Raw genomic sequence first — 26,376 nt, 5'->3', positions numbered from 1 at the left:
CGCACATTTTATGAGGAAACGCCCTTTGGACGCCGAAACCATCCGTAAACTCATCGAATCCGGCTTGCCCGAAGCCCGCGTCGACGTGCACGGCGACGACGGCGTGCACTTCGAGGCGACCGTGATCAGCCCCGCATTCGCCGGCAAGGCCCCGTTGGCGCGCCATCGCATGGTCTACGCGACCCTGGGCGAACTGATGGGCGGCGCGATCCACGCGCTGCAGCTCAAGACGCTGACGCCCGACGAAGGCTGAGCGTCAGTCGGGTCCTGGCCGGTCGGGCTGCGCCTGCGCCCCGACTGCCAGCGGCCCGGCCGGCTTCTGGCCACCCTTCCCATTCCCCCGACATCCCTTTTCGGATTTCCCAAGCTCCCATGGCAAAAATCGTAGTGACCGGCGGCCAAGCGCTGCACGGTGAGGTCAATATTTCCGGCGCCAAGAACGCGGTGCTGCCGATCCTGTGCGCGACCCTGCTGGCCGATGCGCCGGTGGAGATCAGCAACGTGCCGCATCTGCACGATGTGATCACCACGGTGAAACTGCTCAGCGAACTGGGCGCCGAGGTCACCATCGACGAAGGCACGCTGGCCAAGGGCCGCTCGATCCTGGTCGACCCGCGCTCGGTCACCCACCAAGTCGCGCCCTATGAACTGGTCAAGACCATGCGCGCCTCGATCCTGGTGCTCGGCCCGCTGCTGGCGCGCTACGGCACCGCCGAAGTGTCGCTGCCCGGCGGCTGCGCGATCGGCTCACGCCCGGTCGACCAGCACATCAAAGGCCTGCAGGCGCTGGGTGCGGAGATCAGCGTGGAGAACGGCTACATCAAGGCCAGCAGCAACGGGCGCCTGAAGGGCGGCCGCTACGTGTTCGACATGGTCAGCGTCACCGGCACCGAGAACGTGCTGATGGCCGCCGTGCTGGCCGAAGGCACCACCGTGCTGGAAAATGCGGCGATGGAGCCGGAAGTCACCGACCTGGCCGACTGCCTGATCGCACTCGGTGCGCAGATCGAAGGTGCCGGTACGCCGCGCATCGTGGTGCAGGGCGTGGAGCGTCTGGGCGGTGGGCACCATGCGGTGCTGCCGGATCGCATCGAGACCGGCACCTTCCTGGTCGCCGCGGCGATGACCGGCGGCAGCGTCAGCGTGCGCCGCGCCCGTCCGGACACCCTGGACGCGGTGCTGGACAAGCTCACCGAAGCCGGTGCCAGCATCACCACCACTGCCGACAGCATCACGCTGGACATGCACGGCAAGCGCCCGCGTGCGGTCAACCTGACCACCGCGCCGTACCCGGCGTTCCCCACCGACATGCAGGCGCAATTCATGGCGCTCAACTGTGTGGCCGACGGGGTGGGCGTGATCAACGAAACCATCTTCGAAAACCGCTTCATGCACGTCAACGAACTGCTGCGCCTGGGTGCGGACATCCAGGTCGAAGGCCATACCGCGATCGTGCGCGGCACCGAGCGCCTCAGCGGCGCGCCGGTGATGGCGACCGACCTGCGCGCGTCGGCATCGTTGATCCTGGCCGGCCTGGTGGCCGACGGCGACACCACCATCGATCGCATCTACCACCTGGACCGTGGCTACGAAAACATCGAGGAGAAGCTGGGGGCGCTGGGCGCGACCATCCGGCGCATCGCATGATCCTGCGCGGGCGCTTCACCACCCGGCGCAAGATCCTGCTCGGTGTGATCGTGCTGATCCTGGCGTGGCTGGCCTATGCCTGGTCAGTGGGCATGGCGATCACCCAGGGCGTCGAGTTCAAGGACATGGACTGGAACAACGACGGCACCGCCAGCCGCGACGAGATCGCGCAGTCGTTCTATGCAGTGGCGGTCAAGAAGACCGTCGAAGGCAAGCGCCATTGCGACCTGTTCTATTGGCGCAGCACCGGCGAGCAGATCCGCGTGGACTGCCGCACGGTGTTCTCCAGCGGCGGTGATAAGGCGGCGGGCAAGCCCTGAAAGTCGAGCGTTTCTGCGTGCTGCGCAGCGTCCGCCGCACGCCGATCGGAAGGAAGAAACCCGGCTCGCAGCCGGGCTTTTCATCGCTGTCGGAGGCCGGTTGCCTGTCGAGCAGGTCCCATGCTCTGGTAGGAGCGTGCCTGCGCGCGACGGGGCGTTACCGATAAAGCCCCGTCGCGCGCGGGCACGCTCCTACCAGGCGCGCCTGGCGCTTAGCGCAGGCCCTTGATGGTCAGATCCAGCGCGTCCTGGCCTTTTTCCTTCTGCAGCAGGCGCGCCGGCACCGGCAGGTCCTTGACCACCCACGCGATCAATTCCTTGTCGCCGTCCACGCGCGACACCTTGGTCGCCTGTTCCTGCTTGCCGTTGACGGTGATGGTTTCCTTGCCGACCACCTTGTAGCTCATCGGCTTGATCCGGCCTTCGTCGACCATGCGGTAGTTCAGCGGCTTGCCGGCGGCCAGGTCGCGGGTAATCGCCAGGTTGATCAGCAGCGCATCCATGTCGCCGGGCTGCAACTTCACCGGGCCACGGCGGTCCGGCTTGATGTCGCCGCCCCAGGTGGCCTGGCTGGTTTTCCAGTCGTAATTGGCGGTGACGTTGCGGCGCTTGACCATCATCGACGAGGTGTCGTTGCTGCTGACCGGACGCAGTTGTCCGTTGCTCTCTTCGAACACCGTGCTCTGGGTCAGGTTGGCCAGCTGGTTCTGGATGGTGAGCGTATAGCGCCACTGATTGGCGCCGGCGGCGGCCAGGGTCATGGTGCCGTTGGCCTGCATGCCCATGTAGTTGGCCGAATAATCGGCCTGGAACGGCTGCATGGCGAACGCGGGCAGGCTGGCCACGGCCAGTGCGGCAGCGGCAATCAGCGAACAGGTGCGGGAAACGGTGTGCATGGGTCAGGCTCCTTGATATTCGACCAGGCGTAGATCGACCTGATCCTCACCTTTGTCACGTTGCAGGATGCGCACCGGCGTGGGAACGCCGTTGGCGATCCAGAGGATGGTTTCGTTGTCGCCGCTGTTGACGCGGTACACGCGCAACGCGTCGTAGCTCAGGTCGCCGACCTGCACCACCTCGGTGGCATCGGCGACCTTGTAGTCGTACTTGCGCACCCGGCCGACATCGACGTAGCGATAGCTCAGGCTGCGTCCGGGTTGCGCGTCGCGCATCAGCGACAGGTTCAGCGACAGCGCGCTCTGGTCGCCGCGCTGCAGGGGAATCGCCTGCTGGCGCTCCTTCTTCAGATCGCCGTCCCACTGGGCGCTGGCGGTTTGCCAGTTGTAGACGCCAGTGACCTTCTTGCCGAAGAACATCGCCTTGCGCACCGTGCTCTGGCTCAACGGTACATAGGTGTCGCCATCGACACGGAAGACCGTGCTCTGTTCCAGATTGAGTCCCAGGATGCTGGCAAAGCCCTTGCGGCCGCGCACCGACATGTCGATACGCCACTGGCTGCCTTCGCCGTTGCTGACCTGCATGGTGGCATCGCCGGCTTCCTTGCCGCGGTAGAACGCCTGGTAGGTGGCCACGAAGGGTTGCAGTGGCGGCGGCGTCCAGGTGCTGGCAGGCAGGGCCGCTGCAGAGGCCGGCGCCGCTGGTGGCACCGCAGCTGGAGCAGGGGCCGCTGGCGCGGGCACGGCAGGCGCCTGTTGCGCACGGCCGGCACCGGCCGGGGCGAGCAGGGCGGTGGTCAACAGCGCGGTCGCGATCGGGAGGAGTTTCATGCGCTGGAAGGGAGGCACGGGGCCGCCAGGATGTCCGAGACAGGATGAGGAGGGCGTATCCGCATTCAGGCGAGTGCGGTGTCAGCGGACTCTAGTCGCAGTGGCGTAAACAGGCACTGACCGTCGATATGGACGCCATCGCCACGCACCTCCACACGCCCACTGGCGAGCAGGTCCAGCATGGCCAGCAGCAGCGGGTGCTCGCGCGCCAGCACACGCGCGGCCAGCTGCTCGGGGCTGTCGTCGGGCAGCACCGGCACGCGCGCCTGCGCGATCACCGTGCCGGCGTCCAGTTCCGGCACCACCAGGTGCACGCTGGCGCCATGTTCGGTATCGCCGGCTTCCAGTGCGCGGGCATGGGTATGCAGGCCGCGGTATTTGGGCAGCAGCGAGGGGTGGATGTTGAGCATGCGCCCGGCAAAGCGGCGCACCAGCGGCTCGCCGAGGATGCGCATGTAGCCGGCGCAGATCACCCAGTCCGGCTGCGCGGCGGCGATCGCATCGCCCAGCGCAGCGTCGAAGGCCGCACGGTCGGCAAAGTCGCGCGGACTGGCGCTCCAGCGCAATGCCTCATCGACCTTGTGCAGTGCCGGCGCCTGTGGGCGGTCGGAAAACACGCCGACGACCTCGGCCGGCAGCCGGCCGCTGGCGATGGCATCAAGAATGGCCTGCAGGTTGCTACCACGGCCGGAGGCCAGGACGGCCAGACGCAGGCTCATGGGGTTGGATTCGCTGAAGTCATGGGGCAGTGCGCTTCACGCGGCGGTGGCGGTCGGAGCGAACAAGGCCTTGACCTGTGGGCGCAGCAGCACCACCAGCGTAAACACGCCGACGACGGTACCGAATGGCATGAAGGAGCAGGAAATGCCGGCCACGATCAGGCACAGCAGATGCCGTCTGCGCTGGGCGATGCAGCGGCCCGCGTAGGCCATGAACGCCGCCAGCGTCAGGCCGCAGCCAATGAACACAGCCGCGAACACCACGAAGAACCAGCCGAACAATCGCGGATCCATCAATGGTGCGTCCGCACTGGCATGTGTCATGGGCAGGTGCCCGGTGATGATTGCAATGCCCATGAACAGATGGATCAACGGGAAAAGCGAAAACAGCGCAGTGATCGCGGCCAGCACATAGTGAAAGACCGACAGCAGTTTCAGGTGCTGGAGATCGTCAGCGCTGGCCGATGCCGGCAGTGCGCGTGGGGAAGCGTCCATGCAGCTCTCCTCGATCAACCGATCCGCACGCGCTCGTCGCCCTGCGCCGGGACCACCTGGCCGATGCGCCAATGCGCCAGCGACTGCGCATCCAGCGCCTGTTCCAGCGCGGCAGCCTGCTCGGGGGCGGCGATCAGCACGAAGCCGATGCCGCAGTTGAAGGTGCGCCACATTTCGGCATCGGCCACCGCGCCTTCGCGCTGCAGCCAGGCGAATACCGGCGGCAGCGTCCAGGCCTTGGCGTCGATGTCCAGGCCCAGGCCGTCGGGGATCACCCGGATGATGTTTTCGGTCAGCCCGCCGCCGGTGATGTGCGCCATGGCGTGGATCGTCTCGCCGTGCGACTTGAGCAGCGCCAGGATCGGCTTGACGTACAGCGCGGTCGGCGCCATCAGCGCATCGATCAGCTTGACGCCGTCGTCCAGCACCAACTCGGCGGGTGAGCCGGCACGTTCGTAGATCTTGCGGATCAGCGAGTAGCCATTGGAATGCGGGCCGGACGAGGCGATGCCGATCAGCACGTCGCCCGCGCGCACCTGCGCACCGTCCAGCAGCTGCGATTTTTCCACCGCGCCGACGGTGAAGCCGGCCAGGTCGTACTCGCCCGGCGGATACATGTCGGGCATCTCGGCGGTTTCGCCGCCGATCAGGGCGCAGCCGGACAGCTCGCAGCCGCGCGCAATGCCGCCGACCACCGCCGCGGCGGTGTCCACGTCCAGCTTGCCGGTGGCGAAATAATCCAGGAAGAACAACGGCTCGGCGCCCTGCACCAGCACGTCGTTGACGCACATGCCGACCAGGTCGATGCCGATGGTGTCGTGTCGGCCCAGCTGCTGCGCCAGCTTGAGCTTGGTACCGACGCCGTCGGTGCCGGACACCAGCACCGGCTCGCGGTACTTGCCGGACAGGTCGAACAAGGCGCCAAAACCGCCCAGGCCACCCATCACCTCCGGCCGGAAGCTGCGCTTGACCAGCGGCTTGATACGTTCGACCAATGCATTGCCGGCATCGATGTCGACACCTGCCTCACGGTAGGTCATGGGCGAGGGATTGGAAGGCGTTGGGCTGGTCACGGGCGGGGAGGGCTCGGCTGTAAAGGCGGCGATTTTAGCAGCCACGTTGGCGCTGGCGTCCCATTCGGGCAACAATTCACCCGGATACGCTTACGTCATGGAACCGTCGATGCGCCGCAGTCTCGCTTTCTTTCTCGCCCTCGTGGTCGCCATGCCCCTCGCGCCAGCCTTTGCGCAGGCCGATCTACGCACCGAAGGCGACGTCGCCAAGGCGCAAAGTGCCTACGAGGCCGAAGTGCCGGTCAACAGCCAGAGCGAGTCCGATCGCCCCGGTGCGCTGGCGCGCGCGCTGGGCGCGGTGCTGGGCAAGGTCTCCGGCGACCGCGGCGTGATGAGCCGCCCCGGCGTCTCGCAGGCATTGCGCGGCGCGCCGGGCTATGTCGAAAACTACGATTACCGTCAGGACCAGGGCACCTCGCGCACCGGCGCGCCGACTTTCCGCACCGTGCTGGTGGCGCGCTTCCGGCAATCGGACGTGGATGGCCTGATCGCCGCGCTGGGTCTGCCGGTGTGGCCGCTGCCGCGGCCCAAGCCGGTGCTGTGGCTGGCCATCGACGACGGAAGCGGCCCGCGCCTGGTCGGCGTGGCGCAGGCCAATGCCGCGCGCAGCGTGCTGGACCGGGCGATCGAGCGCGGCTACCGGCTCGGCCTGCCTGGCGGTGCCGCCGCCGAGCAGGTGCTGGCCGGCGCGATCTGGCGCAAGGACACCGCCGCAGTGGCACGCGCCTCGGCCAAGTACAGCCCGCCGATGCAGTTGATCGGCAAGCTCTACCGCAATGACGCCGGCTGGACCGCCGATTGGGTCTTCGTCGACAACGGCAACGTGCTGTCCAGCTGGACCAGCAGCGACGCCGACGCGCGTCGCGCGATGGCTGCCGGTGCCGATGGCGCCGCCGATGCGCTGGTCAAGCGCTACGCCAAGCGCGTGGATTCGGGTGTGCCCGGGGTCTACCGCGCGGTGATCACCGGCATCAGCAGCGCCGACGATTACCTGCGTGTCTCTGCCGCACTGCAGGGCGTCTCGGTGGTGCGTAGCATCCGCCCGGTCAGCGCCAATGGCGACCGCATGGAAGTGGATCTGGAATTGCTCACGGGCATTTCCGGCCTCAACCGTATGCTCGGCGACAACAGCCCGTTGGTGCCCGTTTCGGTACCGACCGAGGGCCCGATCATTCTCGAAAACGAGCACGCCGAGTACCGCCTGAAATGACTTTGACTCCCGAAGCCGAGATCGCCCTGTTTCTGCGTCGCCTGAAATGGGTGGCGGTGACCGTCGGCGTGTTGTGGGTGGTATCGCTGCTGTCGCCGATCCTGACGCCGTTCGTGCTGGCGCTGCTGCTGGCCTGGTTGGGCGACCCGCTGGTGGACCGCATCGAGCGCGCCGGCCGCTCGCGCAACATCGCGGTGGTGCTGGTATTCGTGCTGGCGCTGCTGTTATTCGTGCTGGCGCTGATGATCCTGGTGCCGATGATCGAGCGCCAGATCATGACCCTGATCGACGCGCTGCCGCAGATGCGTGCCTGGGCCATCAGTACCGCGATCCCGTGGCTGGAAGCCAAGACCGGCGTGGAGCTGATGGGCTGGCTGGACCCGGAGCGCCTGATCGACTGGATCCGCAGCCACTGGGAGCAGGCCGGTGGCGCCGCCAAGACCTTCTTCGGCTACGTGCAGCGGTCGGGCTTTGCGATGGTGACATGGGTGATCAACCTGGCATTGCTGCCGATCCTGGCGTTCTATTTCCTGCGCGACTGGGACCGCCTGGTCGAGCGTGTGGCCGCGGTCATTCCGCGCGCCTACATCGGCACCGTGAGCCGGCTGGCGCAGGAATCCAACGACGTGCTGGGTGGCTTCATCCGCGGCCAGTTCCTGGTGATGCTGGCGCTGGGGGCGATCTACGCCGCCGGCCTGTCCATCATCGGGCTCAATCTGGGCCTGTTGATCGGCATCATCGCCGGCCTGATCAGCTTCATTCCGTATCTGGGCGCCACCACCGGCATTGTGCTCGCCCTGCTGGCGGCGGTGGTGCAGGCGCAGGGCTTCGACCTGAAGCTGCTGATCGGCGTCGGGGTAGTGTTCACCGTCGGCCAGCTGCTGGAAAGCTATGTGCTGACGCCGCGCATCGTCGGCGACAAGATCGGCCTGCATCCGGTAGCAGTGATCTTCGCGGTGATGGCGGGCGGCCAGTTGTTCGGCTTCCTCGGCATGCTGCTGGCGCTGCCGGTGGCGGCGGTGGCCAATGTACTGCTGCGCTATGCGCATGAGCAGTACACGCGCAGTGATCTGTATGCGGGCGAACGTGCCGGCATCGTGCTGCAGTCCACCAACGAGCGCAGCGTGATCATCGACCCAGGCAAGGACACCGATCGGCTGTGAGCGTTCCGCAGTTGCCACTGGCGCTACGCGCGCCGCCCGATCAGCGATTCGATAGTTACATCGCCGCGCCCGACGGCCTGCTGTCGCAACTGCAGGCGTTGGCGGTCGGACAGGTGAGCGACTGGCTGTATCTGGCCGGCCCCGCCGGCACCGGCAAGACGCATCTGGCGTTGTCGTTGTGCGCGGCCGCCGAGCAGGCCGGGCGCGCCCCGGCGTACCTGCCTCTGCACGCCGCCACTGGCCGGTTGCGCGATGCGCTGGAAGCGCTGGAAGGGCGCAGCCTGGTCGCACTGGACGGCGTGGAAAGCATTGCCGGACAGCGCGACGACGAAGTGGCGCTGTTCGATTTCCACAACCGCGCGCGCGCTGCCGGCACCACCTTGCTGTACACCGCGCGGCACATGCCCGACGGCCTGGCCTTGGTGTTGCCGGATCTGCGCTCGCGGCTGTCGCAATGCGTCCGCATCAGCCTGCCGGTACTCGATGACGCAGGGCGCGCGGCGGTGTTGCGCGATCGTGCGCAACGGCGCGGACTGGCACTGGACGAGGCGGCAATCGACTGGCTGCTGACCCATAGCGAACGCGAACTGGCAGGGCTGGTGGCATTGCTGGACCGGCTGGATCGCGAATCGCTGGCTGCCAAGCGCCGCATCACCGTGCCGTTCCTGCGGCGGGTGCTGGAGGATCGCGGCTCTTAGGGCGGCTGACGGAAGTACTGCGCTCAGCGCCAGGTAGGCGCAGGTTGCTTCGTGCTTCCCTTCAGGCACATCTAAAGCAGTGTCCGGACATTCGAGGCACATCGACTGAAGCTTGTAGAGCAGCTGATCTGCGCGTTGGCTGCATGGCCCTTGCCCGCCCACCGTCGCGGGACACGCCGCAAGTACGTCCTTGTAGGCTCTTACGCGGCATCCATGCCGCGTAAGGTCCCGCGACGGTAGGCGGGCAAGGACCTGTCGGGATGGTCGGTGCGCATGGACAAGAGCAGGAGCGGCGCCGGTGGGTTGGCTGCAAGCCCGTCGAGATGGTCGGTGTTCGTGGTTCGAGCAATGCGAGACGCGCGGCTGGATATTTGCAGCGGCGTGGTTGCGATCAGCCGCCGTCGTGCAGCAACCGGGCATCCAGCTCCGCCAATCGCTGCGGCGTGCCGACATCGGTCCAGCGCCCGGCGTGGTGGATGCCATCGATCAGGCCTGCTGCCATCTGCGCGCGCAGGATCGGCGCCAGCGCGAAGCGTGGTGCCGTGCCGGTGTGCTCCGGGAGCTGGCCGATGACCGATTGCCAATCGCGCAGCAACGCCGGTCGATACATGCCGATGCCGGCGTAGGTCAGGGTCGCGGGTAGATCTGCACGCACCTTGCCATCGGCATCCAGCGCAAAGTCTGCGCGCGCCGCATAGGCGGGTTGATCGACCAGCACCAGCTGGGCCAAACCTGTCGGCGCACTCGACAGCCGCGCAAAATCGAAATCGGTCCAGATATCGCCGTTGACCAGCAGGAACGGGGCATCGCCCAGCAACGGCAACGCGTGCAGCATGCCGCCGCCGGTTTCCAGCGGGCTGTCGCCCTCGAAGGAGTACGTCAACCGCAGCCCGAACGCGCTGCCATCGCCCAGTCCCTGCGGAAACTGCTCGGCCAGCCACGAGGTATTGATCACCACCTCGTCCACGCCCAGCGCGGCCAGCTTACGCAGATGCCAGACGATCAGCGGTGTGCCGCCGACCGACAGCAGCGGCTTGGGCGTGCGCTCGGTCAACGGACGCATGCGCTCGCCGAAACCGGCGGCGAAGATCAGTGCCTTCATGCGCCGGCCTGCGCGGAGTGTGCCGCCAGGGCAGGTTTGACCAGGTCTTCCAGCAGGCCGATCAGCGGCGCAAGTTCCGGATGACGCGGCAACACCTCGTCCAGATAGACAATGAAACGCGGCACGTTATCCAGATACCAGTGCTTGCCGTCGCGATGGCTCAGGCGCGAGAAGATGCCGAGATTCTTCAGGTGCCGCTGCACGCCCATCCAGTCCGCATCGCGCAGGAATTGCGCCAGCGGCGGCACCGGCAATCCGGCCGCTGCGGCACGCGCGTGGTAGCGCTCCAGCCAGCCATCCACGCGCGCCAGCGGCCAACTCACCGAGGTGTCCTTGAACAGACTGATCGGGTCGTAGGCGATCGGCCCGATCACGCAATCCTGGAAATCCAGCACCGCCGGCCCGTCGCCGACCGGCATCAGATTGCGCGGCATGAAATCGCGGTGGGTAAAGACGCGCGGCTGCGCCAGTGCATTGTCCATCAAGCGGCGCTGCACCAACTGCAGCTGCTCGGCCTGGCCGCAATCCAGCTGCAGGCCCAGGTGGCGGCCAAGAAACCATTCTTCGAACAGTCCGGCGTCGCGTTGCAGCAGCGCCTCGCCGAACACGCCGCTGTCGGCAGGCGGCGCAATGCGCTGCAGCAGCAGCAACTGGCTGATCGCAGCATCCAGCAGCGCGTCGGCATTGGCGTCGGTCAGCACCTGCGCCAGGGTCGGCACGCCCAGGTCTTCCAGCAGCAGGAAGCCGGTTTCAAGATCCTGCGCAAGCACCTGCGGTACGCGCACGCCGTGGGTGCCGAGCAGGGCATGCATGCGCAACCAGGGCGCCACGTTTTCCAGTGCAGGTGGCGCATCCATCAGGATGCGGTCCACGCCGCGTCCTTGGGTACGCCAGTAACTGCGGAATCCCGCATCGACCGAGGCACGTTGCAGCGTGACCTCAGGGTCGTTCAACGCCTGCCGCGCCCATTGCAGGCGGAGCGCAGCGCGCGCGGTATCGGGAGTCAACGATGACGTCATGGGTAAATGCTGTGTCGTGAAGTGAGGCGCAGCCAGGTCGGCAGCGACGCCGGGTCGATCAACGCTTGCTGCCGCTGAACAGCCGGAGCAGCGCCAGGATCGCGATCGCACCCAGCAACGCGCCGAGGAAACCGGCCGGTTCGCCGGCGTGGTACCAGCCCATGTAGCGGCCGAACCAGCTGGCCACCAATGCGCCGGCGATGCCCAGGACGATGGTCAGCAGGCAACCCAGTCGCTGCGTGCCGGGCGTAATGAAACGGGCAAGCAGCCCGACCACGAAGCCGACCAGAATGATGTAAAGCCAGCTGTCGCTACCGAAGAGATTGTTCATCGCAGGCACTGAGGGAAGTGGGATCGGCAGACTAGCATTCGCTGCCGTGGCAACCACATGTGCAGCGCCGACTGCGACGAAGGCGTTGGGGTTATGTCCATGCGCGTGCCGCAGCGCACCGCAATGCCATTGGACCGCCCCGGCATGCGCGGGGCGGTCCAGGGGTCAATCAGCAGCAGCCATGCCCACCATGACGGGTTCCGCTATCGGCCGCCACCGGCGAGCCGCTGGTCTCGCCGCGCAGGCAGGCGGCGTGGTGCTCGGCGATCACCTTGGACACGCAGGCCGTGACCCGCTTGCCCATCGGAATATGCAGGAACTCGTTGGGGCCATGCGCATTGGAATGCGGGCCGAGCACGCCGGTGATCATGAACTGCGCGCCGGGGAACTTCTCGCCCAGCATGCCCATGAACGGGATCGAGCCGCCTTCGCCCATGTACATCGCCGGCTTGTCGAAGAATGCCAGGCTGGCGTCGTCGATGGCCTTTGCCAGCCATGGCGCCATCTCGGGCGCATTCCAGCCCGATGATGCCTTTTCCAGTTCCAGCGTCACCTGTGCGCCGTTCGGTGTGTCGCGCAGCAAGGCCTCTTTCAGCAGTTCGCCACAGGCCTTGCCGTCGGCGGTCGGCGGCAGGCGCAGCGACAGCTTCACCGCGGTCTGCGGACGCAGCACGTTGCCGGCCGACGCCAGCGGCGGCATGCCATCCACACCGGTGATCGACAGCGCCGGGCGCCAGGTGCGGTTCAACACCAGCTCGGTGAGGTCGTCATGCATCGGCACCAGGCCCTCGACCATCGGAAACTTGTCGAAGATGGCGGTATCCAGCGTCGCCGCCGCGGCCTTGGCCTGCGCCAGCCGTTCGGCCGGCACCTGCACATGCAATCCGTCCAGCAGGATGCGGCCGCTGGCTTCGTCCTCGATCCGCGACAGCAACTGGCGCAGCAGGCGGAAGCTGGACGGCACCACGCCGGAGGCATCGCCCGAATGCACGCCTTCCTCCAGCACCTTTACGCTCAGGTTGCCGCCGGTCAGCCCGCGCAGCGAGGTGGTGCACCACAACTGCTCATAGTTGCCGCAGCCCGAATCCAGGCACACCACCAGCGATGGCTTGCCGATGCGTGCGGCCAGATGGTCAACATAGGCCGGCAGGTCGTAGCTGCCGGATTCCTCGCAGGCCTCGATCAGCACCACGCAGCGCGCATGCGGCAGGCCCTGGGTGCGCAGCGCCAGTACCGCCGCCAGCGAACCGAAGATCGCATAGCCATCGTCGGCGCCACCGCGCCCGTACAACTTGTCGTCGCGCAGCACCGGCTCCCATGGGCCGAGGTCGGCATCCCAGCCGGTCATTTCCGGCTGCTTGTCCAGGTGGCCGTACAGCAGCACGGTGTCGTCGCCCGATTCGGCGCCGGTTGCCGGAATCTCGATGAAGATCAACGGCGTGCGGCCTTCCAGGCGCACCACCTCCACCTGCATGCCCTCGATGGCCTGCGCGCGCGCCCAGGTTTCCATCAGGGTGACCGCCTGCTCCATATAGCCGTGCGCGACCCAGTCGGCATCGAACATCGGCGATTTATTGGGGATGCGGATGTAATCGACCAATTGCGGGACGATCTCGCGGTCCCAGGTTTCGCTGATGAATTGGTCGATCTTGGCGCTGTCCATGGAGACTCCGAATACGTGACGTAACGGCACATTCTACGCCCGTGCCTGGGGGTAGGTATTTCCCTACAAGGCGGCGCGCAGTTCACCGGCTGTGTGAAAAGTTCGTTGGCGATAGGATTGCTGCATGTGGCGCGGGACACTGGCTCCGCCGGCAGGAATGCTGGCTAGGACCATCACCCAAGCCACAAGGAGCGTTGCAATGAAGTCATTTACCGTAGCCCTGAAGTCCCTGCTACTGGCGTTGCTGTTGTCCTCGAATGCGTATGCACTCGACAAGGTCGATATCAACACCGCGTCTGCTGAGGAATTGGACAAGGTGCTGACGAACGTCGGGCGATCAAAAGCCGAGGCAATCGTCGAGCACCGTCAGGCAAACGGTCCCTTCAAAAGTGCCGAGGAACTGGCACTGGTCAAGGGCATCGGACTCAAGACGGTCGAACGGAATCGAGACCTGATCGAAGTAGGAGCCACGATGGCTCCCGCCAAGAAGGCTGCCAAGGGGGCGGCGGTGAAACCGGTGGGACGGCGTTAATGGGAAAGGATCCGAGATACGGTTCGACGCGAGGATGCGTGGCCGCAACCTAACTGGACAGGATGTCCGGGGGATGGCTGGATGCCGACAAGGACGTGGAATCGCCCGGTGTTGCACTTGGATGTGCAGCCGGGCGTTTTTCGTTTTGGGCCCGCGTGGGTCGCGAGCGCACGCAAGCGTTTGTAACTGCGGGAAAGCAGTGCTCGCCGCATGAAGCGCTACTTACTTCGTGAGGCACCAACCGCTTCGTGGGTCTCGGCCACACCCTCCAGTTGAGGCTTGGCATTGAGCCTAGGGCACATCAGCAGCCCTGAAGCACCGCATGACGGCTTGGCGCTGCGCTTGCGGCACAATGCGCCCATGCAGCTGACAGACCTGAGCAGCCGGGTGATTCCGGCCACCGAGTACCGCCGTGAGCGGTGGCGCAATCAATTGGGCTGGACGCGCGAGATCCTGCGTCTCGGCGACGCCGATGCGTGGTCGCTACGCCTGTCGATTGCCGAGATCGAGCAGGACGCGGCGTTTTCCGCATTCCCGGGCATCGATCGCGAGCTGGTGCTGTTGCACGGCAATGGCATGCGGCTGCAGTTTGGCGATGCTGCCAGCGGTATGGGCAGCGATACCAGCACTGACACCGGCACCCGCACAGGCACCGGTGCAGGCATTGGCATCGGCACGGCTACTAGCGGCGGCGTCAGCAAAAGCGATAGTGGCAGTGGCAACGGCAATGGCAATAAGGGCAGTGGCGCTGACCAGGGCGTCCATGACGCCAGCGCCGGCGCCGGTGGCGATGTTCCTGGCAGCAGTCATCGCAGTTGCGAATTGCTGCCGCCACACCAGCGCGTCCGATTTGCAGGCGAGGAAACGGTACATGCGACCCTGCTCGACGGGCCGACCCAGGATTTCAACCTGATGTGGCGGCGCGATCTGGTGCAGACCGAACTGCTGCACCGGCCGCTGGTCGGCACCATGCTGTTTTTCGCCGACCCGGGCAGCGCCTGGGCGATCCACCTGCTAGCAGGCCAGGCCAGCTTTGGGCGCGAGAGTGACCTGCCACCATTGGCTGCCGGCGATACCGCATGGCTGAGTGCCTCCACGCGCAGCCGCTATGTGCTCGATGGCGGCGGCGAGCTGCTGGCGATCCGGGTGAGCCCGGTCTAGGGCGTTTCACGTATCTGCGAGCAGGGCGCGCCCCACTCGGCACGCGTCCGGATGCGTTCGTGTCAACGCGGACAAGCGACGGCATCGCTGTGCCACCTGGCTAGGGAACAGTGCATGGGCCGGGAGTGGTTCCGGCAATTCCAGGGGGAAATCAATGAGTACCATCAGCTCGGTCGGAGCCGGCTATGCCGCCTACCCGGCCTATGCAAGCCGCAGCGCGAGCACCGGCAACAGCGCATCCGACGCGCAGGCGGAAAAAACCAATCCACTGACACAGTTGTTCAAATCCATCGATAGCGACAGCGATGGCAGCCTGACCGCGTCCGAGCTGTCGACCGCGCTGTCGTCCAATAGCGATGACGACAGCAAGATCGACATCGATGGGCTGCTGAGCATGCTCGATCAGGATGGTGGCGGCACCGTCAGCGAGAGCGAACTGGCGCAGGCCTTGCCGCCGCCTCCGCCGCCGCCGGGTGAGCAAGGAGAGGATATGCAGTCGTTGTTTGCCGGCCTGGACAGCGATGGCGACGACAGTGTCAGCAGCGGTGAATTGAGCACGCTGGTCAATGGCGACAGTGCGTCGAGCACGCAGCTGCTGGACCTGCTCGACAGCGACAAGAGCGGGGCGCTGAGTCTGCAGGAGCTGCAGGAGGCGATGCAGCCGCGCGATCCACCGCCGCGACCGCCGTCATCGGCCGATGCATCCGGCAGCGACGGGACGCAGCAGGCCTATGCAGCGTTGGTGCAGATGGCCGTGGGGCAGTACCGCAGCATTGGCGGCAGCGCGACAACGAGCAATCTGGTCGATCTGGCAGCGTAATGCGGTGATCGAGAGATAACGGTGACGCCGGAGCGGTAGCGGTGTATCCAGCGCGCGGTGCAGCGATGGTGCTGCGTGCCCTGTCGATGCAGCACTGCGTCAGCGGGGAATTTCGTCGCGGAAGGCGTTGGACCAAAGACTGCTTCTCGCATCGCGGATGCATCACTGGATGCGCCCTCTGTGAAGTTTGGGCTGTGAACTACTGCTTTCTTCTTGGGGCAATCCGGCTGTGAACTCTGGGCAATGCGATTGCTTTCTTCTTCGCCATTGGCCGCCTGACAAATGCCACAAGCAGTTGTCGGCGGCCGATAACGGTCGGGAGCATAGGGAAGAGCAGATGGCTGCAGCAACGGCGCGCAGCGTTGGATCAGCCGGTGCGGTTGACGGGCAGCCACCGCAAGCAGGGATGTTGCGGATTTCAGCAGCAGACGCGCTGCGGGCACCTGCGTAATCGTTTTGTTGATCGCTTTGGCAGTGCCGCACGCGATGGTTCAGTACACGTCGCGGCGATAGCGACCGTTGCGTAGCAGTTGCTGTCTGACATCGGCTCCGAGGATGCAATCCAGCGTGTGGTCGAGTTCGGGCGCCATACCACGCAGGCTGCCGCAGACGTAGATGCAGGCATCTTGATCGATCCAATGACGCAGGCGGTCGGAGGCTGCGGCCAGTGCGTGTTGGACGTAATGCGGGGGCTGCTGCTGATCGCGCGAGTAGACAAGATCCAAGCGCTCGATCCAGCCATCCTGATGCCACTGCTGCAGCTCGTCGGCATACAGCGCGTCGTGCGCGGCATTGCGTTCGCCGAACAGCAGCCAGTTGCGATGCGCACCGGCTGCGATGCGTGCACGCAGATGCGCGCGCAGACCGGCGATGCCGGTGCCGTTGCCGATCAGCAGCATTGGTTGTTCGGGTGCAGGCGGGTGGAAGCCGGGGTTGCTGCGCAAGCGCAGCGCGATGGCTGCGCCGATCGGTGCATGGACGCAGAGCCAGCCGCTACCCAGCCCCAGGTTGCCGTCGGCGTGCCGATGCTCGCGCACCAGCAGTTCGGCATGGCCTTCCTCGGGGATGGAGGCAAGCGAATAGTCGCGATGGGGCAGGGCGGCCAAACTTCGCACCAACGCATCTGCGTCCAGTGGTGAAGTTGTGCCTGTGGCTGTTCCCGTAGCTGTATCAGTGCCTTTACCTATATCCGTGATTGGGTCGATTCTGGCTTCGGCTTCGGCATCGGCGCCAGCACCAGCACTATCGCCGAGGCTGGCACCGGCACCCACATCGATACCGAAAGCGGCATCGGCATCGACGGGAAGTTGCGCGCCGCCGAGCCAGTCGCGCAGGGGGCGGCCGTCGATCTGCTGCGCGCCATCGTAGTGGTTGCGCCGCAGCCAGGACTCCACCGCATCCGGGGCGTGACGCGGTGCGATCTCCCCGATATCGCCTGCGCTCCACTGCGGCAATGCGCCGTCGCATGGCGTCAGGCGCAGTCGGTAAATCGGCGCACCCGCGCTGCCGGGATTGACGTGGACACGTTCGCGTAGCTGCCAGGTGGTGTAGGTCGGCAGGCTCCAGTCGGGTTGCGTCGCGAGTGCGGGCGCCAGTTCCGCCAGACGGCGTTGCCAGTGCTGCAGGGCGTTCGGGTCAGCGTTATCGACCTCGACGCGTTCGAACAGGCGAGTGGCGCCGCGCGCCTGCAGGCGATCGTCGAGGCGTCGGCCGAACGCGCAGTAGTGCGTGTAACCACGGTCGCCGAGCGCCAGCACTGCGTACTGCACGGCGGTCAGATCCTGCGCGTGGTCGGCACGCCAGGCGCGCTCGGCGGCCTGCGCATGGTCGGGCGCATCACCCTCGCCGGTGGTGCTGACGATGCACAGCAGCCGCGGCACGCGTGCGAGTTGATCGCTGTCGACGGCTTCGATCGGCAGCGCGTGCGCGCCGACGCCTGCCGATTGCAACGCGGCAACGCTGCGTTGCGCCAGTTCACGCGCAAATCCGGTCTGGCTTGCCCAGACGATCAACACGCCGCTGGCGTCTGCGCGTTGTGCGCCGACGCGCTTGCGAGCACGCAGCAGCACGACCGCACACAGGCCCAGATACAGCGCCAGGCCGTGTGTGGCCAGTTGCCAACGATGCGGCGTGGGTGCGCTCCACCATGCGCCCTCATGCAGGCCGGCCAGCCAGCCGACGATGACCGCAAGCGCCAGCAGAACCAGCCCGTTGCCCAGCCACACGCGTGAGGTGGCGCTGCTCATGACGCGGACAGGTGGCGTTCGAATGCCGGGCTCATGGATTCGAGCAGGATGCCGTCCTTGCGTGCCAGGAATCGCACGGCCAGTTCCGCCTTGCGTGCATGGGCAAGACCGGCATCGGCGCCAAGCACGGTCATCGCGGTGGCCCAGGCGTCGGCCCGCATCGCATCAGGTGCGAGTACGGTGACCGCCGCAGGGGCATGCGGAACGGGCGCGCCGGTGCGTGGGTCGAAGGTGTGCGTGTAGCGCGTGCCATCGGCATCGAAGCGGTGCCAGCGATCGCCGGAGGTGGCGACCGCCAGGCCATCCAGCGCCAGCACGCGTGGTGGCAGCGCGCTGCCGGCGTCTTCGTCGGGGGCGGATTCGACCAGCACGCGCCAAGCGCTGCCGTCGGGTTTGCGTCCGTAGCCGAACAATTCGCCGCCGACCTCGATCAATGCACTGTCGATACCCGACTGCAGCAATGCGCGATGCACGCAGTCCACACCGAAGCCCTTGGCGATGCCGGACAGATCCAGCGCCGCTGCGCCAGGCTGCAGCACACGCCTGCCATTCAGCTGCAGGCGTTGCCAGCCGCAACGCAGGCTCGCCAATGCGATCGCCTGCGCTTCCGGCACGCGCTGGCGCGTGTCCGCCGCGCCGAAGCCCCATAGCTCGACCATCGGGCCGACGGTGGGGTCGAAGGCACCCTCGCTGGCCTGTGCGATCTCCAATGCTGCGCTCAGCACTGCGTGGAATTCGTCCGGCAGGTGGTGCCAGCTGCCCGCCGGTGCGCGGTTGTAACGGCTGATATCCGAATCGGCCTCCCAGGTACTCATCTGCGCGACCACACGATTCAGCGCGGTCTGGATGCACGCATGCAAGGGGTGCAGATCGCGCCCGCGCGGCGCCACCAGCTTCACGCTCCAGGTGGTGCCCATGCTGCGGCCGCCGAGCGTGGCAATGGCGTGGTCGGCGGAAGACGATGCGGACATGGACGGATCTTATGAAGATGGGGCGGCAGGGTGCACGCTGCGTGCGCTCCTGCCGCGTGCCGGCAGATTACTGCGGCAACACTTCCAGGGTGGCGACATAGCCCAGGCGGCGCTGCTTGGCCTGCGGCAGCGAGGTCTTGGTGTCTTCGGTGGTGGTTTCCAGCCAGTACATGCCCGGCTCCGGCCAGGTCACGCTGAAGCCGCCCTTGGCATCGGTTTTGAGCTTGATCTCGTTCTGCGCATCGCGATAGCGAGTGCCGCCGCGCACGATCTCGATCTCCAGCCCGGCCGCCGGTTTGCCATCCAGCTGCAGCGTGAATTGCGCCGCTTCACCGGCGACCAGATCGTTGGGATGGGTCACCGGAACCAACTCGATGCCCTTGCCGGCGGGCTTGAAGACCGTGGTGGTCGGCGCACCGCGGGTGACGAAGGTCTCCACCCGGTTGAAGGACTGCGAGACCTGCAGATCCTGCGCGTTCTTCGGCACCTCGGTGGCGAAGCGGGTTTCGTCGCCACGCCAGCGCTTGGGCTTGCCGTCTTCCTTCCAGCTGGCGAACAGGCCGGCGTTGACGATGCTCAGCTTGTAGGTGCCGGGCTGGGTGAGCTGCAGGTCGAACACGCTGCGGTACTTGCCGGTGGCCGGATTTTCCGGCTTGAGCGCGGTGCCATCGGGCGCGGTGATGCTCAGGTTGTCCAGGCGCAGCGGCACGTGGTTGAAGTAGAACAGGTCGTTGGACACCGCTGCATCCACGGTGATCCACGGCGCCTCACCGGCGATGACGGTCTGCGACGGCAGCAACCAGGCCTTGTGGGCGAGTGCGCTGAGCGGCAGTGCGGCGAGCATGGCGATCAGGACGAGCGAACGTTTCATGACAACTCCTTGAAGGACGATGAGGACGGTGGGTCACGTGTCTGATCAGCGCGTAGGTATGGCGCTGCGTGGATGCGTGGGAAGCGAATGTGTCTGGCAACGCGATGCACTGCGCAGCTGCGCCGTGGCCGGCCGCGGATGCTGCGCGCGGCCGCCACCAGCAGGCAATGCTCAGGGTTTGGCGACCAGGCTGACGGCGCCGAGCTCGCTGCTGCCGCTGGCCTTGGCGGTCTGCGCAGACTTTGCTGGCCAGGTAAAGGGCACCTTGACCAGTTCGCGGCCGCCGACCTCGCGCGCGGCTTCCACCACCAGCGTGTACTGGCCGGGCGGCAGCGACTTCAACGCGCCCTTGGTGTCGGAGAACGACAGCGCATGCGCGCCGGCCGGACGGGTGGGGCCGGTGACGCCGTCGACCGGCACCTCGAGGGTGCGCCCGCTCTTGCGCCACCACTGGCGCAGGTCCGGCAGCCACTTGGTGCCGTGGCCTTCGGCGGTGTCCTTGGATTGATACCAGACCGCCAGATTGGCGGCGACCTTCTGGTCCGCACCTTCCAGCCAGATCGCCACGTACGGGCGGTGATATTCGGCGACGTTGAGCTTGGGGATCTCGACGTTGATGTCGAGCGTGGCGGCGTATGCCGGCATGGCGAGCAGGCCGCTCAGGGCGATGGTCAGGGTGGCGCGCATGATCGTCTCCGGTAGGAAAAAGTCAGTGGATCAACAGCAGGGCGAGCAGCAACGGAATCAGCAGACCCAGGCCGACCAATGGCCAGGTCATGCGGCGCTGGCGCGCATGCAGATGCAGCAGGAACAGCCCGGTGATGCAGAACACCAGGCAGGCGATGGCGAACACGTCGATGAACCAGCCCCAGGCTGGCCCGGCATTGCGTCCCTTGTGCAGATCGTTGAGATAGGCGATGGCACCGCGCCCGGTACGCTCGTATTCGATCGCGCCGGTGCTGCGGTCCAGGCTCAGCCAGGCATCGCCACCAGGACGCGGCAGCGCCAGATACACCTCGTCGGCCGACCATTCGCCGGCACGGTTACCGATGCTGATGTCCAGCTCACGCCCCAGCCACTGCGCCACGCGCGGCGGCAGTGGGGCCTCGCCGTCTTCGCGGCTGCCCAGGGACTTGAGCAGGGCCGGCGGCAGCGTGAGCGTGCGGTGTTCGGTCGAGGGGCTGGCTTCGATGCGCGCGGCATGGTTCAAGGTCAGCCCGGTGATGGTGAACAGCAGCATGCCGATCAGGCACAGCGCCGAACTGATCCAATGCCACTGATGCAGCATGCGCAGCCAGAAACCGCGGCGTTGCTGGGTGGCGGCAAGAGTGTTGTTGGAGGTCGCCATGGCGCGCTCAGGCCACATCCACTGCGAGCGACGGCTGCAGGTGCGATTGCCGCGCGGCCACTTCGCTCAGCAAGGCGCGCAGACGTGGCTGCGTTGCACCCGCAAGCAACGGGGTAAGTTGTTGCAGGAAGCCGGCATGCCCGCCGGCGATCGCACGGCGCATCCATCGCTCGGCCTGATCGATGTCGCCGGCGTCCGCGAGCAAGGTGGCGTAACCGGCCTGGCCGCGAAAATCGCCTGCTTCGGCAGAGCGGCGGTACCAGTGGCGCGCGGCGATCGGATCGGCAGCGCAGGCCAGGCCCTGGTCGAGATAGCGCGCCACGAAGTTCATCGACTTGGCATGCCCGCGTTCGGCGGCGGTGCGATACAGCGTCAACGCCTGCGCGTGGTCCTGCGCCACGCCGCGGCCGGAGCCGTACAGATGCGCGAGGTTGTACATGCCCCAATCCAGCCCATGCTCGGCGGCGCGGCGGTACCACAGCGCCGCCAGCACCGCGTTGCACGCGGTGCCGAAGCCCAGTTCGTGGCAGCGCCCCAGCTGGTTCATCGCTTCCGCATGCCCGGCATTGGCGGCGACCTCGTACCACAGCATCGCCATGGCCGGATCGGCGGGGATGCCGCGGCCTTCGGCGTAGAGCTGGGCGAGCAGCAGTTGCGCGGTCAGATCCTGGCGCTCGGCGGCCTTGCGCAGCAGCGCTACCGCGCGATCGGGCTGCGTGTGCAACAGCTCGATCAGCTGCGCCGGGTCCAGTGCGGGCTCAGACATCGGCCCATTGCCGCAACAGGTTGTGATACACGCCAGTGAGCTGGATCAGCGACGGATGGCCGGGGGTGTCCTGGGTGAGCCGCCGGATCGACACATCTAGTTCGAACAGCAGGCGACGCTGCGCATCGTCGCGCAGCATGCTTTGCGTCCAGAAGAAACAGGCGACACGGGCGCCGCGGGTCACCGGCATCACCCGATGCAGGCTGGTGCCGGGATAGATCACCAGGTGCCCGGCCGGCAGCTTCACCGACTGCGTGCCGTAGGTGTCTTCGATCACCAGCTCTCCGCCGTCGTAGCTGTCCGGGTCGCTGAGAAACAAGGTGGCCGAAACATCGGTGCGCACGGGATCGGCGCCGCCGCGACTGCGGTCGTAGCGGATCGCATTGTCGATGTGGTAACCGAACGATTGCCCGCCGCTGTAGCGATTGAACAGCGGCGGATAGATGCGCCGCGGCAAGACCGCCGAAAAGAACGTAGCGCTGCGCGAGAGTGCGTCCAGCACCAGCGCGCTGGCCTCGCGTGCGACGGCGCTGTCTTCGGGCAGTTGTGCGTTGTCCTTGGCCTGCGCCGACTGATGGCCGGCGGTGATGCGGCCGTCCGCCCAGTCGGCCGCGTCCAGCCGCGCGCGCAGCTCGGCGAGCTGGGCGGGGCTTAGCACATCGGGAATGGGCAGCAACATGCGGTGGTCTCCACGCCGCCCGCGTTGTGCGGGCGGCGTGTCAGTGGGTCAGAAACTGAAGGTGGCGCTCAACACCGCCGAGCGGCCTTCGCCCGGAAGTGCCCAGCCACTGCCGGCGGTGACGGTGCCGGCCGCATTGACGGTGAGGTTGTTGCGCACGCTGGTGTAGTACTCCTCGTCGAACAGGTTGTTGACGTTCAACTGCAGGCTGAGCCAGTCGTTGACGCGCAGGCCGACCATCGCGCGGTGCACCCAGTAGTCGTCGGTCTTGCGATAGGCCGCGGCCGAGGCGTTGTTGGGATAGAAACCGCCCTGATAGGTGACGCCGTAGCCGAAGGTCCACTGATTGAGCGTGTAGGTCGTCCAGATGTTGCCGGCATTGCGCGGGGTCTGCACCAGGTCGCGTCCGGCCACCGGGTCGCCGGTGAGGCTCTCGGTGCGGTTGGACACGCTCTGCAGCACTTCGCTGTCCAGGAAGGTGTAGTTGGCGAAGATCGACCAGCGGTCGGTCAGGTAACCGGCGGCGCCGAGCGCGATGCCATCCACGCGTGCCTTGCCATCCAGCACCTGCTCGGGGATCAGCGGATCGCCGCTGTTGACCTTGTAGTTTTCGCGCTCGTTGCGGAACAGCGCAGCGGTCAGTGCCAGACGCTGGTCCAGCACGTCCCACTTGCCGCCCAGTTCGATGTTGACCGCCGTCTCCGGCTCGACATTGCAGTTGGCACCGGCGGTGGCTGTGGCGATCGGCGTGCACGAGCCGTTGACCGAGGCCTTGGACGGGGTCTTGCTGTTGGCGTAGGACAGATACAGGCTGGCGTTCTCGGCCGGCTTGAACACCAGGCCGGCGCGATACGAGAACAGGTCCTCTTCGCTGCCGGCCGGGAAGCCCGCGCTCACACCGGTGACGTTGCCGGCGGCGTTGACGGTGTAGGTGGTGCTGTCGCCTTCGTTGTGCTCGTAGCGGCCGCCCAGGTTGAGCATCCACTGTTCGTTGAACTGTAGCGTGTCGAACAGGTAGACCGCCTGATTGGTCAGGCTGCCCTTGCTGCGCCCGGTGCGGAAATAATTCTGCGGGCCGGTCCAGATGTTGTACGGATTGTCGAATGACTGCACCGGATAGGTGATGCCGGTGGTGGAGCCATCGGCATTGCGGAAGGTGGTGCCGCTATTGAGTTCGAAGTCTTCCTTGCTGAAGGCCACGCCTGCGACCACGCGGTGCTCGATGGCGCCGGTGTGCAGGGTGGCGGTCAGGTCGGTCTGGCTGTGCGCGATGAAGTTTTCCGTCTCGCGGACCAGGCCGCGCGGGCCGCTGTTGGGGTTCCAGCTGGCCGCTGGCTGGCCGACGCAGGCGCGGCCGGTGTACGGGTCGGTGCCGTTGGGCAGGCACCAGGTGCCCTGCGGTGCGGTGGCATTGGTGGTCTGGTCGACGCGCTGCACGCGCGCCAGGCTGCGCAGTTTGACGTTGTCGTCGAAATCCATTTCCAGCACGCCGGTCAGCATGTCCACGTCGATTTCCTGACGCGAGGTGTTGCGGTAACCGAAGAAGGTTTCCGGGTCCACGCCCGGCAGCGGGCCGTCGTTGAACGGGCTGAGTGCGAACGGCACGCCGTACTGCGGCAGGTTGTTGTCGTGCTGGTGCAGGTAGCTCAGGGTGAAGCGGGTATCCGAGCCCAGGCCAAACGCCACCGACGGCGCAAAGCCCCAGCGATGACGGAACTCCTCATCGCGCCCCGGCACGTCCTGGGTGTGGCCCATCGCGTTCAGGCGCACCGCGGTGCCGTTTTCGAAGTCGTAATTGCTGTCGGCAGTCAGCCGGCCATAGCGGTCGCTGCCGCCACCGACCACGACGTTGGTGAAGTCGCCCTGGCCGGCGGTCTTGGTGACCAGATTGATGTTGCCGCCAACCGAGCCGGCGCCGGACATCGCCGAGTTGGCGCCGTTGATCAGCTCCACCGCTTCCAGGTTGAAGGTGTCGCTGCGGCTGTACTGCGCGCTGTCGCGCACGCCATCGGTGGTGATGTCGCTGCTGGCGGTGAAGCCGCGCAGGTTGATGCTGTCGCCATAGCCACCGCCGCCTTCGCCGGCGCCGAAGGTGATGCCGGGCAGGGTGCTGAGCACATCGCGCAGCGACAGCAGGTTCTGCTGGTCCATGGTCTGCTTGGTGACCACGGTGATCGTCTGCGGCGTGTCGCGCAGCACCTCGGTGTACTTGGGCGAGGACGGCTTCTGCGCGCGTTCCTGCTGCACCCGGATGGCGTCCAGATCGACCGCGCCCGGAGGCGCCGACGCATCGCCAGGCTGGGCGAAGGCAGGAGCGGACAACGTCAGCAGCACGGCCGAGGTGAGCGGGGAAATCCTGGGAGTCATGAGGCGTCTCGAAGAGGAAAGCGAGGCTCCGGCCTGGCGATGGCTCGGCGGATGCGGGAAGGGAAGCGGATCGGGGAATGCGCGCCCGCTAGCCCGAGGCGGCCAGTCGGCCCGACCAGTCTCCGGACACGCACAGGCGCTGCGCAGCAAGGCGCATGCGGGGCAGGATCGGGAAAAAAGTGTCGAACAGAGCTGGGCGCATGGGATCGCAGGGCAGGCCAGTTGTTAAGAAGGCCTGAAGGGCTGCGATCTTAAATGCAAATCATTCTTCTTTGCAATCTTTGTCGACTGGCGCCATGCACCGGGCAATCGCGCTGGCTGAGGTGTCAGGCCATTGCGGCGATCGATGCGGGCTTGCATGGGGAACCGCGCGGGTTTGCGCCTGCTGGCGGGCCGAGGTGTCGCTTGCACGACTGGTCGCGCTCGCTGGCGTGGCAGCGCGTCCTTTTCCTGCGGGGCGCGGATCTGCGCAAGCCCGGGCACGCGCCGGACGGGACCGAGACTGCGGATCAGCGTCCTGAGCGGTCTGCGCTCATGGCGACCGTGTCACCCACGGGTCCGGCTGGTGTCAGCGGTCGTCGCGGGTCCAGATGCCGCCGTGTTCGCGCTTGACCGGGAACTTGGGCACCGCGGTGTAGGCTGGTGCGCACAGCGGGCGGCCGTCGCGGATGTCGAAGCGGGCGCTGTGCAGCAGGCACTCGATGCTGCCTTCCGCCGGGTCGAACGTGCCCGGCGACAATTCGTAGTCTTCGTGGCTGCAGCGGTCTTCCAGCGCGTACAGCTCGCCGTCGAGGTTGAAGATGACGATCGGGGTGTCGGTCACCTCATCCCAGACGGTCTGCAGCTCGCCGGGCAGCAGCGCCTCGCTGGCGCAGACAAAGGTCCAGGTGTCGCTCACGGCGCTGCGCCGCCAAGCGGTTTTTCCAGCACCTCGAAGCGCAGGTCCTGGCGCAGCGGCACACCGAAACGCGCGTCGCCATACGGGAACGGTTTGAAGACGCCGGTGCGGCGATACCCGCGTCGCTCGTAGAACGCGATCAGCTCGTCGCGGATGTCGATCACCGTCATGCGCATCACCGGCAGCTGCCACTCGGTGTAGGCGATACGCTCGGCCTCGGCCAGCAGCGTCTTGCCCAGCCCGCTGCCCTGCAGCGAGGGATCCACCGCAAACATGCCGAAGTAGCCGGCACCGTGGTCGTCGGCGATATGCGCGCAGGCCAGCAGGCGCCCGTCCTGTTCGACCAGCAGCACCAGGCTGCGGTCGCGCAACAGGTCCTCGCGCAGCACCCCAGGATCGATCCGCGCGCCGTCGAGAAAATCGGCCTCGGTGGTCCAGCCAACGCGGCTGACATCGCCGCGATAGGCCGAGGTCACCAGCGACACAAGGGCGTCGATGTCGTCGACGGTGGCGGTACGGAAGGTGGTGGTCTGCATGGGTGCAGTTTAGC

Annotated in this window: 28 protein-coding genes; 9 read left to right on the top strand and 19 right to left on the bottom strand. The window is 66.4% G+C overall.

The window, feature by feature from the left end:
* The first annotated feature begins 25 nt into the window (after positions 1-25).
* The 3 genes from KHN93_RS14765 (at position 26) to KHN93_RS14755 (ending at position 1,967) form a co-directional block, all read left to right on the top strand.
* Positions 26-253: a BolA family protein gene (locus KHN93_RS14765; RefSeq protein ID WP_016905061.1), complete on the top strand. Its 228-nt coding sequence runs from the start codon at positions 26-28 to the stop codon at positions 251-253.
* A gap of 119 nt (positions 254-372) precedes the next feature.
* Positions 373-1,647, top strand: coding sequence for a UDP-N-acetylglucosamine 1-carboxyvinyltransferase (gene murA / locus KHN93_RS14760; protein ID WP_104559784.1), 1,275 nt, complete (start codon positions 373-375; stop codon positions 1,645-1,647).
* Complete coding sequence (locus KHN93_RS14755) at positions 1,644-1,967, top strand: hypothetical protein (protein ID WP_104559783.1); 324 nt, start codon at positions 1,644-1,646, stop codon at positions 1,965-1,967. Before murA ends, KHN93_RS14755 begins: the two co-directional genes overlap by 4 nt.
* Positions 1,968-2,179: 212 nt before the next feature.
* Here the strand turns inward: KHN93_RS14755 and KHN93_RS14750 are convergent, their stop codons facing one another.
* The 5 genes from KHN93_RS14750 to purM all read right to left on the bottom strand — a co-directional run bounded on the left by KHN93_RS14750 (position 2,180) and on the right by purM (position 6,056).
* A complete protein-coding gene (locus tag KHN93_RS14750; RefSeq protein ID WP_016904621.1) occupies positions 2,180-2,863 on the bottom strand; it encodes a DUF3108 domain-containing protein in 684 nt (227 codons plus the stop codon).
* Positions 2,864-2,866: 3 nt separating this feature from the next.
* Positions 2,867-3,694, bottom strand: coding sequence for a DUF3108 domain-containing protein (locus KHN93_RS14745; protein ID WP_166768846.1), 828 nt, complete (start codon positions 3,692-3,694; stop codon positions 2,867-2,869).
* Between the two features lie 65 nt (positions 3,695-3,759).
* Complete coding sequence (purN, locus tag KHN93_RS14740; protein WP_211920542.1) at positions 3,760-4,413, bottom strand: phosphoribosylglycinamide formyltransferase; 654 nt, start codon at positions 4,411-4,413, stop codon at positions 3,760-3,762.
* A 36-nt stretch (positions 4,414-4,449) separates the two neighbouring features.
* Entirely contained in the window at positions 4,450-4,908 is a 459-nt protein-coding gene (locus KHN93_RS14735) for a hypothetical protein (protein WP_211920540.1), read from the bottom strand.
* Between the two features lie 14 nt (positions 4,909-4,922).
* Positions 4,923-6,056: a phosphoribosylformylglycinamidine cyclo-ligase gene (purM, locus tag KHN93_RS14730; RefSeq protein WP_172454259.1), complete on the bottom strand. Its 1,134-nt coding sequence runs from the start codon at positions 6,054-6,056 to the stop codon at positions 4,923-4,925.
* Positions 6,057-6,078: 22 nt separating this feature from the next.
* Between purM and KHN93_RS14725 the strand changes: the two genes are divergently transcribed.
* Genes KHN93_RS14725 through hda form a run of 3 tightly spaced genes read left to right on the top strand, consistent with a single transcriptional unit; the run spans position 6,079 to position 9,052 of the window.
* Positions 6,079-7,191, top strand: coding sequence for a DUF2066 domain-containing protein (locus KHN93_RS14725; protein ID WP_016904626.1), 1,113 nt, complete (start codon positions 6,079-6,081; stop codon positions 7,189-7,191).
* Positions 7,188-8,354 (top strand): AI-2E family transporter, encoded by a 1,167-nt coding sequence (locus KHN93_RS14720; protein ID WP_016904627.1) that lies wholly within the window; start codon positions 7,188-7,190, stop codon positions 8,352-8,354. Before KHN93_RS14725 ends, KHN93_RS14720 begins: the two co-directional genes overlap by 4 nt.
* Entirely contained in the window at positions 8,351-9,052 is a 702-nt protein-coding gene (hda, locus tag KHN93_RS14715; RefSeq protein ID WP_104559780.1) for a DnaA regulatory inactivator Hda, read from the top strand. The genes KHN93_RS14720 and hda overlap by 4 nt, the downstream gene beginning before the upstream one ends.
* 391 nt (positions 9,053-9,443) lie before the next feature.
* Here hda and murU read toward each other — a convergent pair whose 3' ends face one another.
* From murU to KHN93_RS14695, 4 genes are all read right to left on the bottom strand, one after another.
* Complete coding sequence (murU, locus tag KHN93_RS14710; protein WP_104559340.1) at positions 9,444-10,154, bottom strand: N-acetylmuramate alpha-1-phosphate uridylyltransferase MurU; 711 nt, start codon at positions 10,152-10,154, stop codon at positions 9,444-9,446.
* A complete protein-coding gene (locus KHN93_RS14705; RefSeq protein ID WP_104559341.1) occupies positions 10,151-11,173 on the bottom strand; it encodes an aminoglycoside phosphotransferase family protein in 1,023 nt (340 codons plus the stop codon). Before KHN93_RS14705 ends, murU begins: the two co-directional genes overlap by 4 nt.
* Positions 11,174-11,231: 58 nt before the next feature.
* Positions 11,232-11,504 carry a GlsB/YeaQ/YmgE family stress response membrane protein gene (locus KHN93_RS14700; RefSeq protein WP_054591453.1) on the bottom strand — a complete coding sequence of 91 codons (273 nt, stop codon included), beginning with the start codon at positions 11,502-11,504 and terminating at the stop codon, positions 11,232-11,234.
* A 169-nt stretch (positions 11,505-11,673) separates the two neighbouring features.
* Positions 11,674-13,167 (bottom strand): M20 family metallopeptidase, encoded by a 1,494-nt coding sequence (locus KHN93_RS14695; protein WP_211920538.1) that lies wholly within the window; start codon positions 13,165-13,167, stop codon positions 11,674-11,676.
* A 157-nt stretch (positions 13,168-13,324) separates the two neighbouring features.
* On the opposite strand from KHN93_RS14695, the gene KHN93_RS14690 reads away from it, so the two are divergent.
* The 3 genes from KHN93_RS14690 to xopAW all read left to right on the top strand — a co-directional run bounded on the left by KHN93_RS14690 (position 13,325) and on the right by xopAW (position 15,680).
* On the top strand, positions 13,325-13,699 hold the full coding sequence (locus KHN93_RS14690) for a ComEA family DNA-binding protein (RefSeq protein WP_016904771.1): 375 nt from the start codon (positions 13,325-13,327) through the stop codon (positions 13,697-13,699).
* Between the two features lie 360 nt (positions 13,700-14,059).
* The gene (locus tag KHN93_RS14685) at positions 14,060-14,860 is read left to right on the top strand and encodes a HutD/Ves family protein (protein WP_104559723.1); all 801 of its coding nucleotides are present in this window, start codon (positions 14,060-14,062) and stop codon (positions 14,858-14,860) included.
* Between the two features lie 154 nt (positions 14,861-15,014).
* The gene (gene xopAW / locus KHN93_RS14680; RefSeq protein ID WP_104559343.1) at positions 15,015-15,680 is read left to right on the top strand and encodes an EF-hand domain-containing protein; all 666 of its coding nucleotides are present in this window, start codon (positions 15,015-15,017) and stop codon (positions 15,678-15,680) included.
* Between the two features lie 491 nt (positions 15,681-16,171).
* Here the strand turns inward: xopAW and KHN93_RS14675 are convergent, their stop codons facing one another.
* The 10 genes from KHN93_RS14675 to KHN93_RS14630 form a co-directional block, all read right to left on the bottom strand.
* Positions 16,172-17,926 carry a flavodoxin domain-containing protein gene (locus KHN93_RS14675; RefSeq protein ID WP_211920536.1) on the bottom strand — a complete coding sequence of 585 codons (1,755 nt, stop codon included), beginning with the start codon at positions 17,924-17,926 and terminating at the stop codon, positions 16,172-16,174.
* Positions 17,923-18,897, bottom strand: coding sequence for an FAD:protein FMN transferase (locus KHN93_RS14670; RefSeq protein ID WP_211920534.1), 975 nt, complete (start codon positions 18,895-18,897; stop codon positions 17,923-17,925). The genes KHN93_RS14675 and KHN93_RS14670 overlap by 4 nt, the downstream gene beginning before the upstream one ends.
* 67 nt (positions 18,898-18,964) lie before the next feature.
* Positions 18,965-19,768, bottom strand: a complete 804-nt coding sequence (locus tag KHN93_RS14665; protein WP_211920532.1) for a DUF4198 domain-containing protein — start codon at positions 19,766-19,768, stop codon at positions 18,965-18,967.
* A gap of 171 nt (positions 19,769-19,939) precedes the next feature.
* Complete coding sequence (locus KHN93_RS14660; RefSeq protein ID WP_039526195.1) at positions 19,940-20,455, bottom strand: DUF2271 domain-containing protein; 516 nt, start codon at positions 20,453-20,455, stop codon at positions 19,940-19,942.
* A 22-nt stretch (positions 20,456-20,477) separates the two neighbouring features.
* Positions 20,478-21,116: a PepSY-associated TM helix domain-containing protein gene (locus tag KHN93_RS14655; protein ID WP_047129069.1), complete on the bottom strand. Its 639-nt coding sequence runs from the start codon at positions 21,114-21,116 to the stop codon at positions 20,478-20,480.
* A gap of 7 nt (positions 21,117-21,123) precedes the next feature.
* Positions 21,124-21,882 (bottom strand): tetratricopeptide repeat protein, encoded by a 759-nt coding sequence (locus KHN93_RS14650; protein WP_211920530.1) that lies wholly within the window; start codon positions 21,880-21,882, stop codon positions 21,124-21,126.
* Positions 21,875-22,561: a Fe2+-dependent dioxygenase gene (locus KHN93_RS14645; protein ID WP_211920528.1), complete on the bottom strand. Its 687-nt coding sequence runs from the start codon at positions 22,559-22,561 to the stop codon at positions 21,875-21,877. Before KHN93_RS14645 ends, KHN93_RS14650 begins: the two co-directional genes overlap by 8 nt.
* A gap of 48 nt (positions 22,562-22,609) precedes the next feature.
* Positions 22,610-24,928 (bottom strand): TonB-dependent receptor, encoded by a 2,319-nt coding sequence (locus tag KHN93_RS14640; RefSeq protein ID WP_166768833.1) that lies wholly within the window; start codon positions 24,926-24,928, stop codon positions 22,610-22,612.
* A 568-nt stretch (positions 24,929-25,496) separates the two neighbouring features.
* Positions 25,497-25,826, bottom strand: a complete 330-nt coding sequence (locus KHN93_RS14635; RefSeq protein ID WP_024938766.1) for a non-heme iron oxygenase ferredoxin subunit — start codon at positions 25,824-25,826, stop codon at positions 25,497-25,499.
* Positions 25,823-26,362 carry a GNAT family N-acetyltransferase gene (locus KHN93_RS14630; protein WP_211920526.1) on the bottom strand — a complete coding sequence of 180 codons (540 nt, stop codon included), beginning with the start codon at positions 26,360-26,362 and terminating at the stop codon, positions 25,823-25,825. Before KHN93_RS14630 ends, KHN93_RS14635 begins: the two co-directional genes overlap by 4 nt.
* Positions 26,363-26,376 lie beyond the last annotated feature (14 nt).

Origin of the sequence: Xanthomonas arboricola pv. juglandis, from assembly GCF_905367715.1 — a bacterium.
In the GTDB taxonomy this organism is placed as follows: Bacteria; Pseudomonadota; Gammaproteobacteria; order Xanthomonadales; family Xanthomonadaceae; genus Xanthomonas; species Xanthomonas arboricola.
Note: the sequence above shows the minus strand (reverse complement) of the source record. Positions and strands in the feature narration are given on the sequence as shown.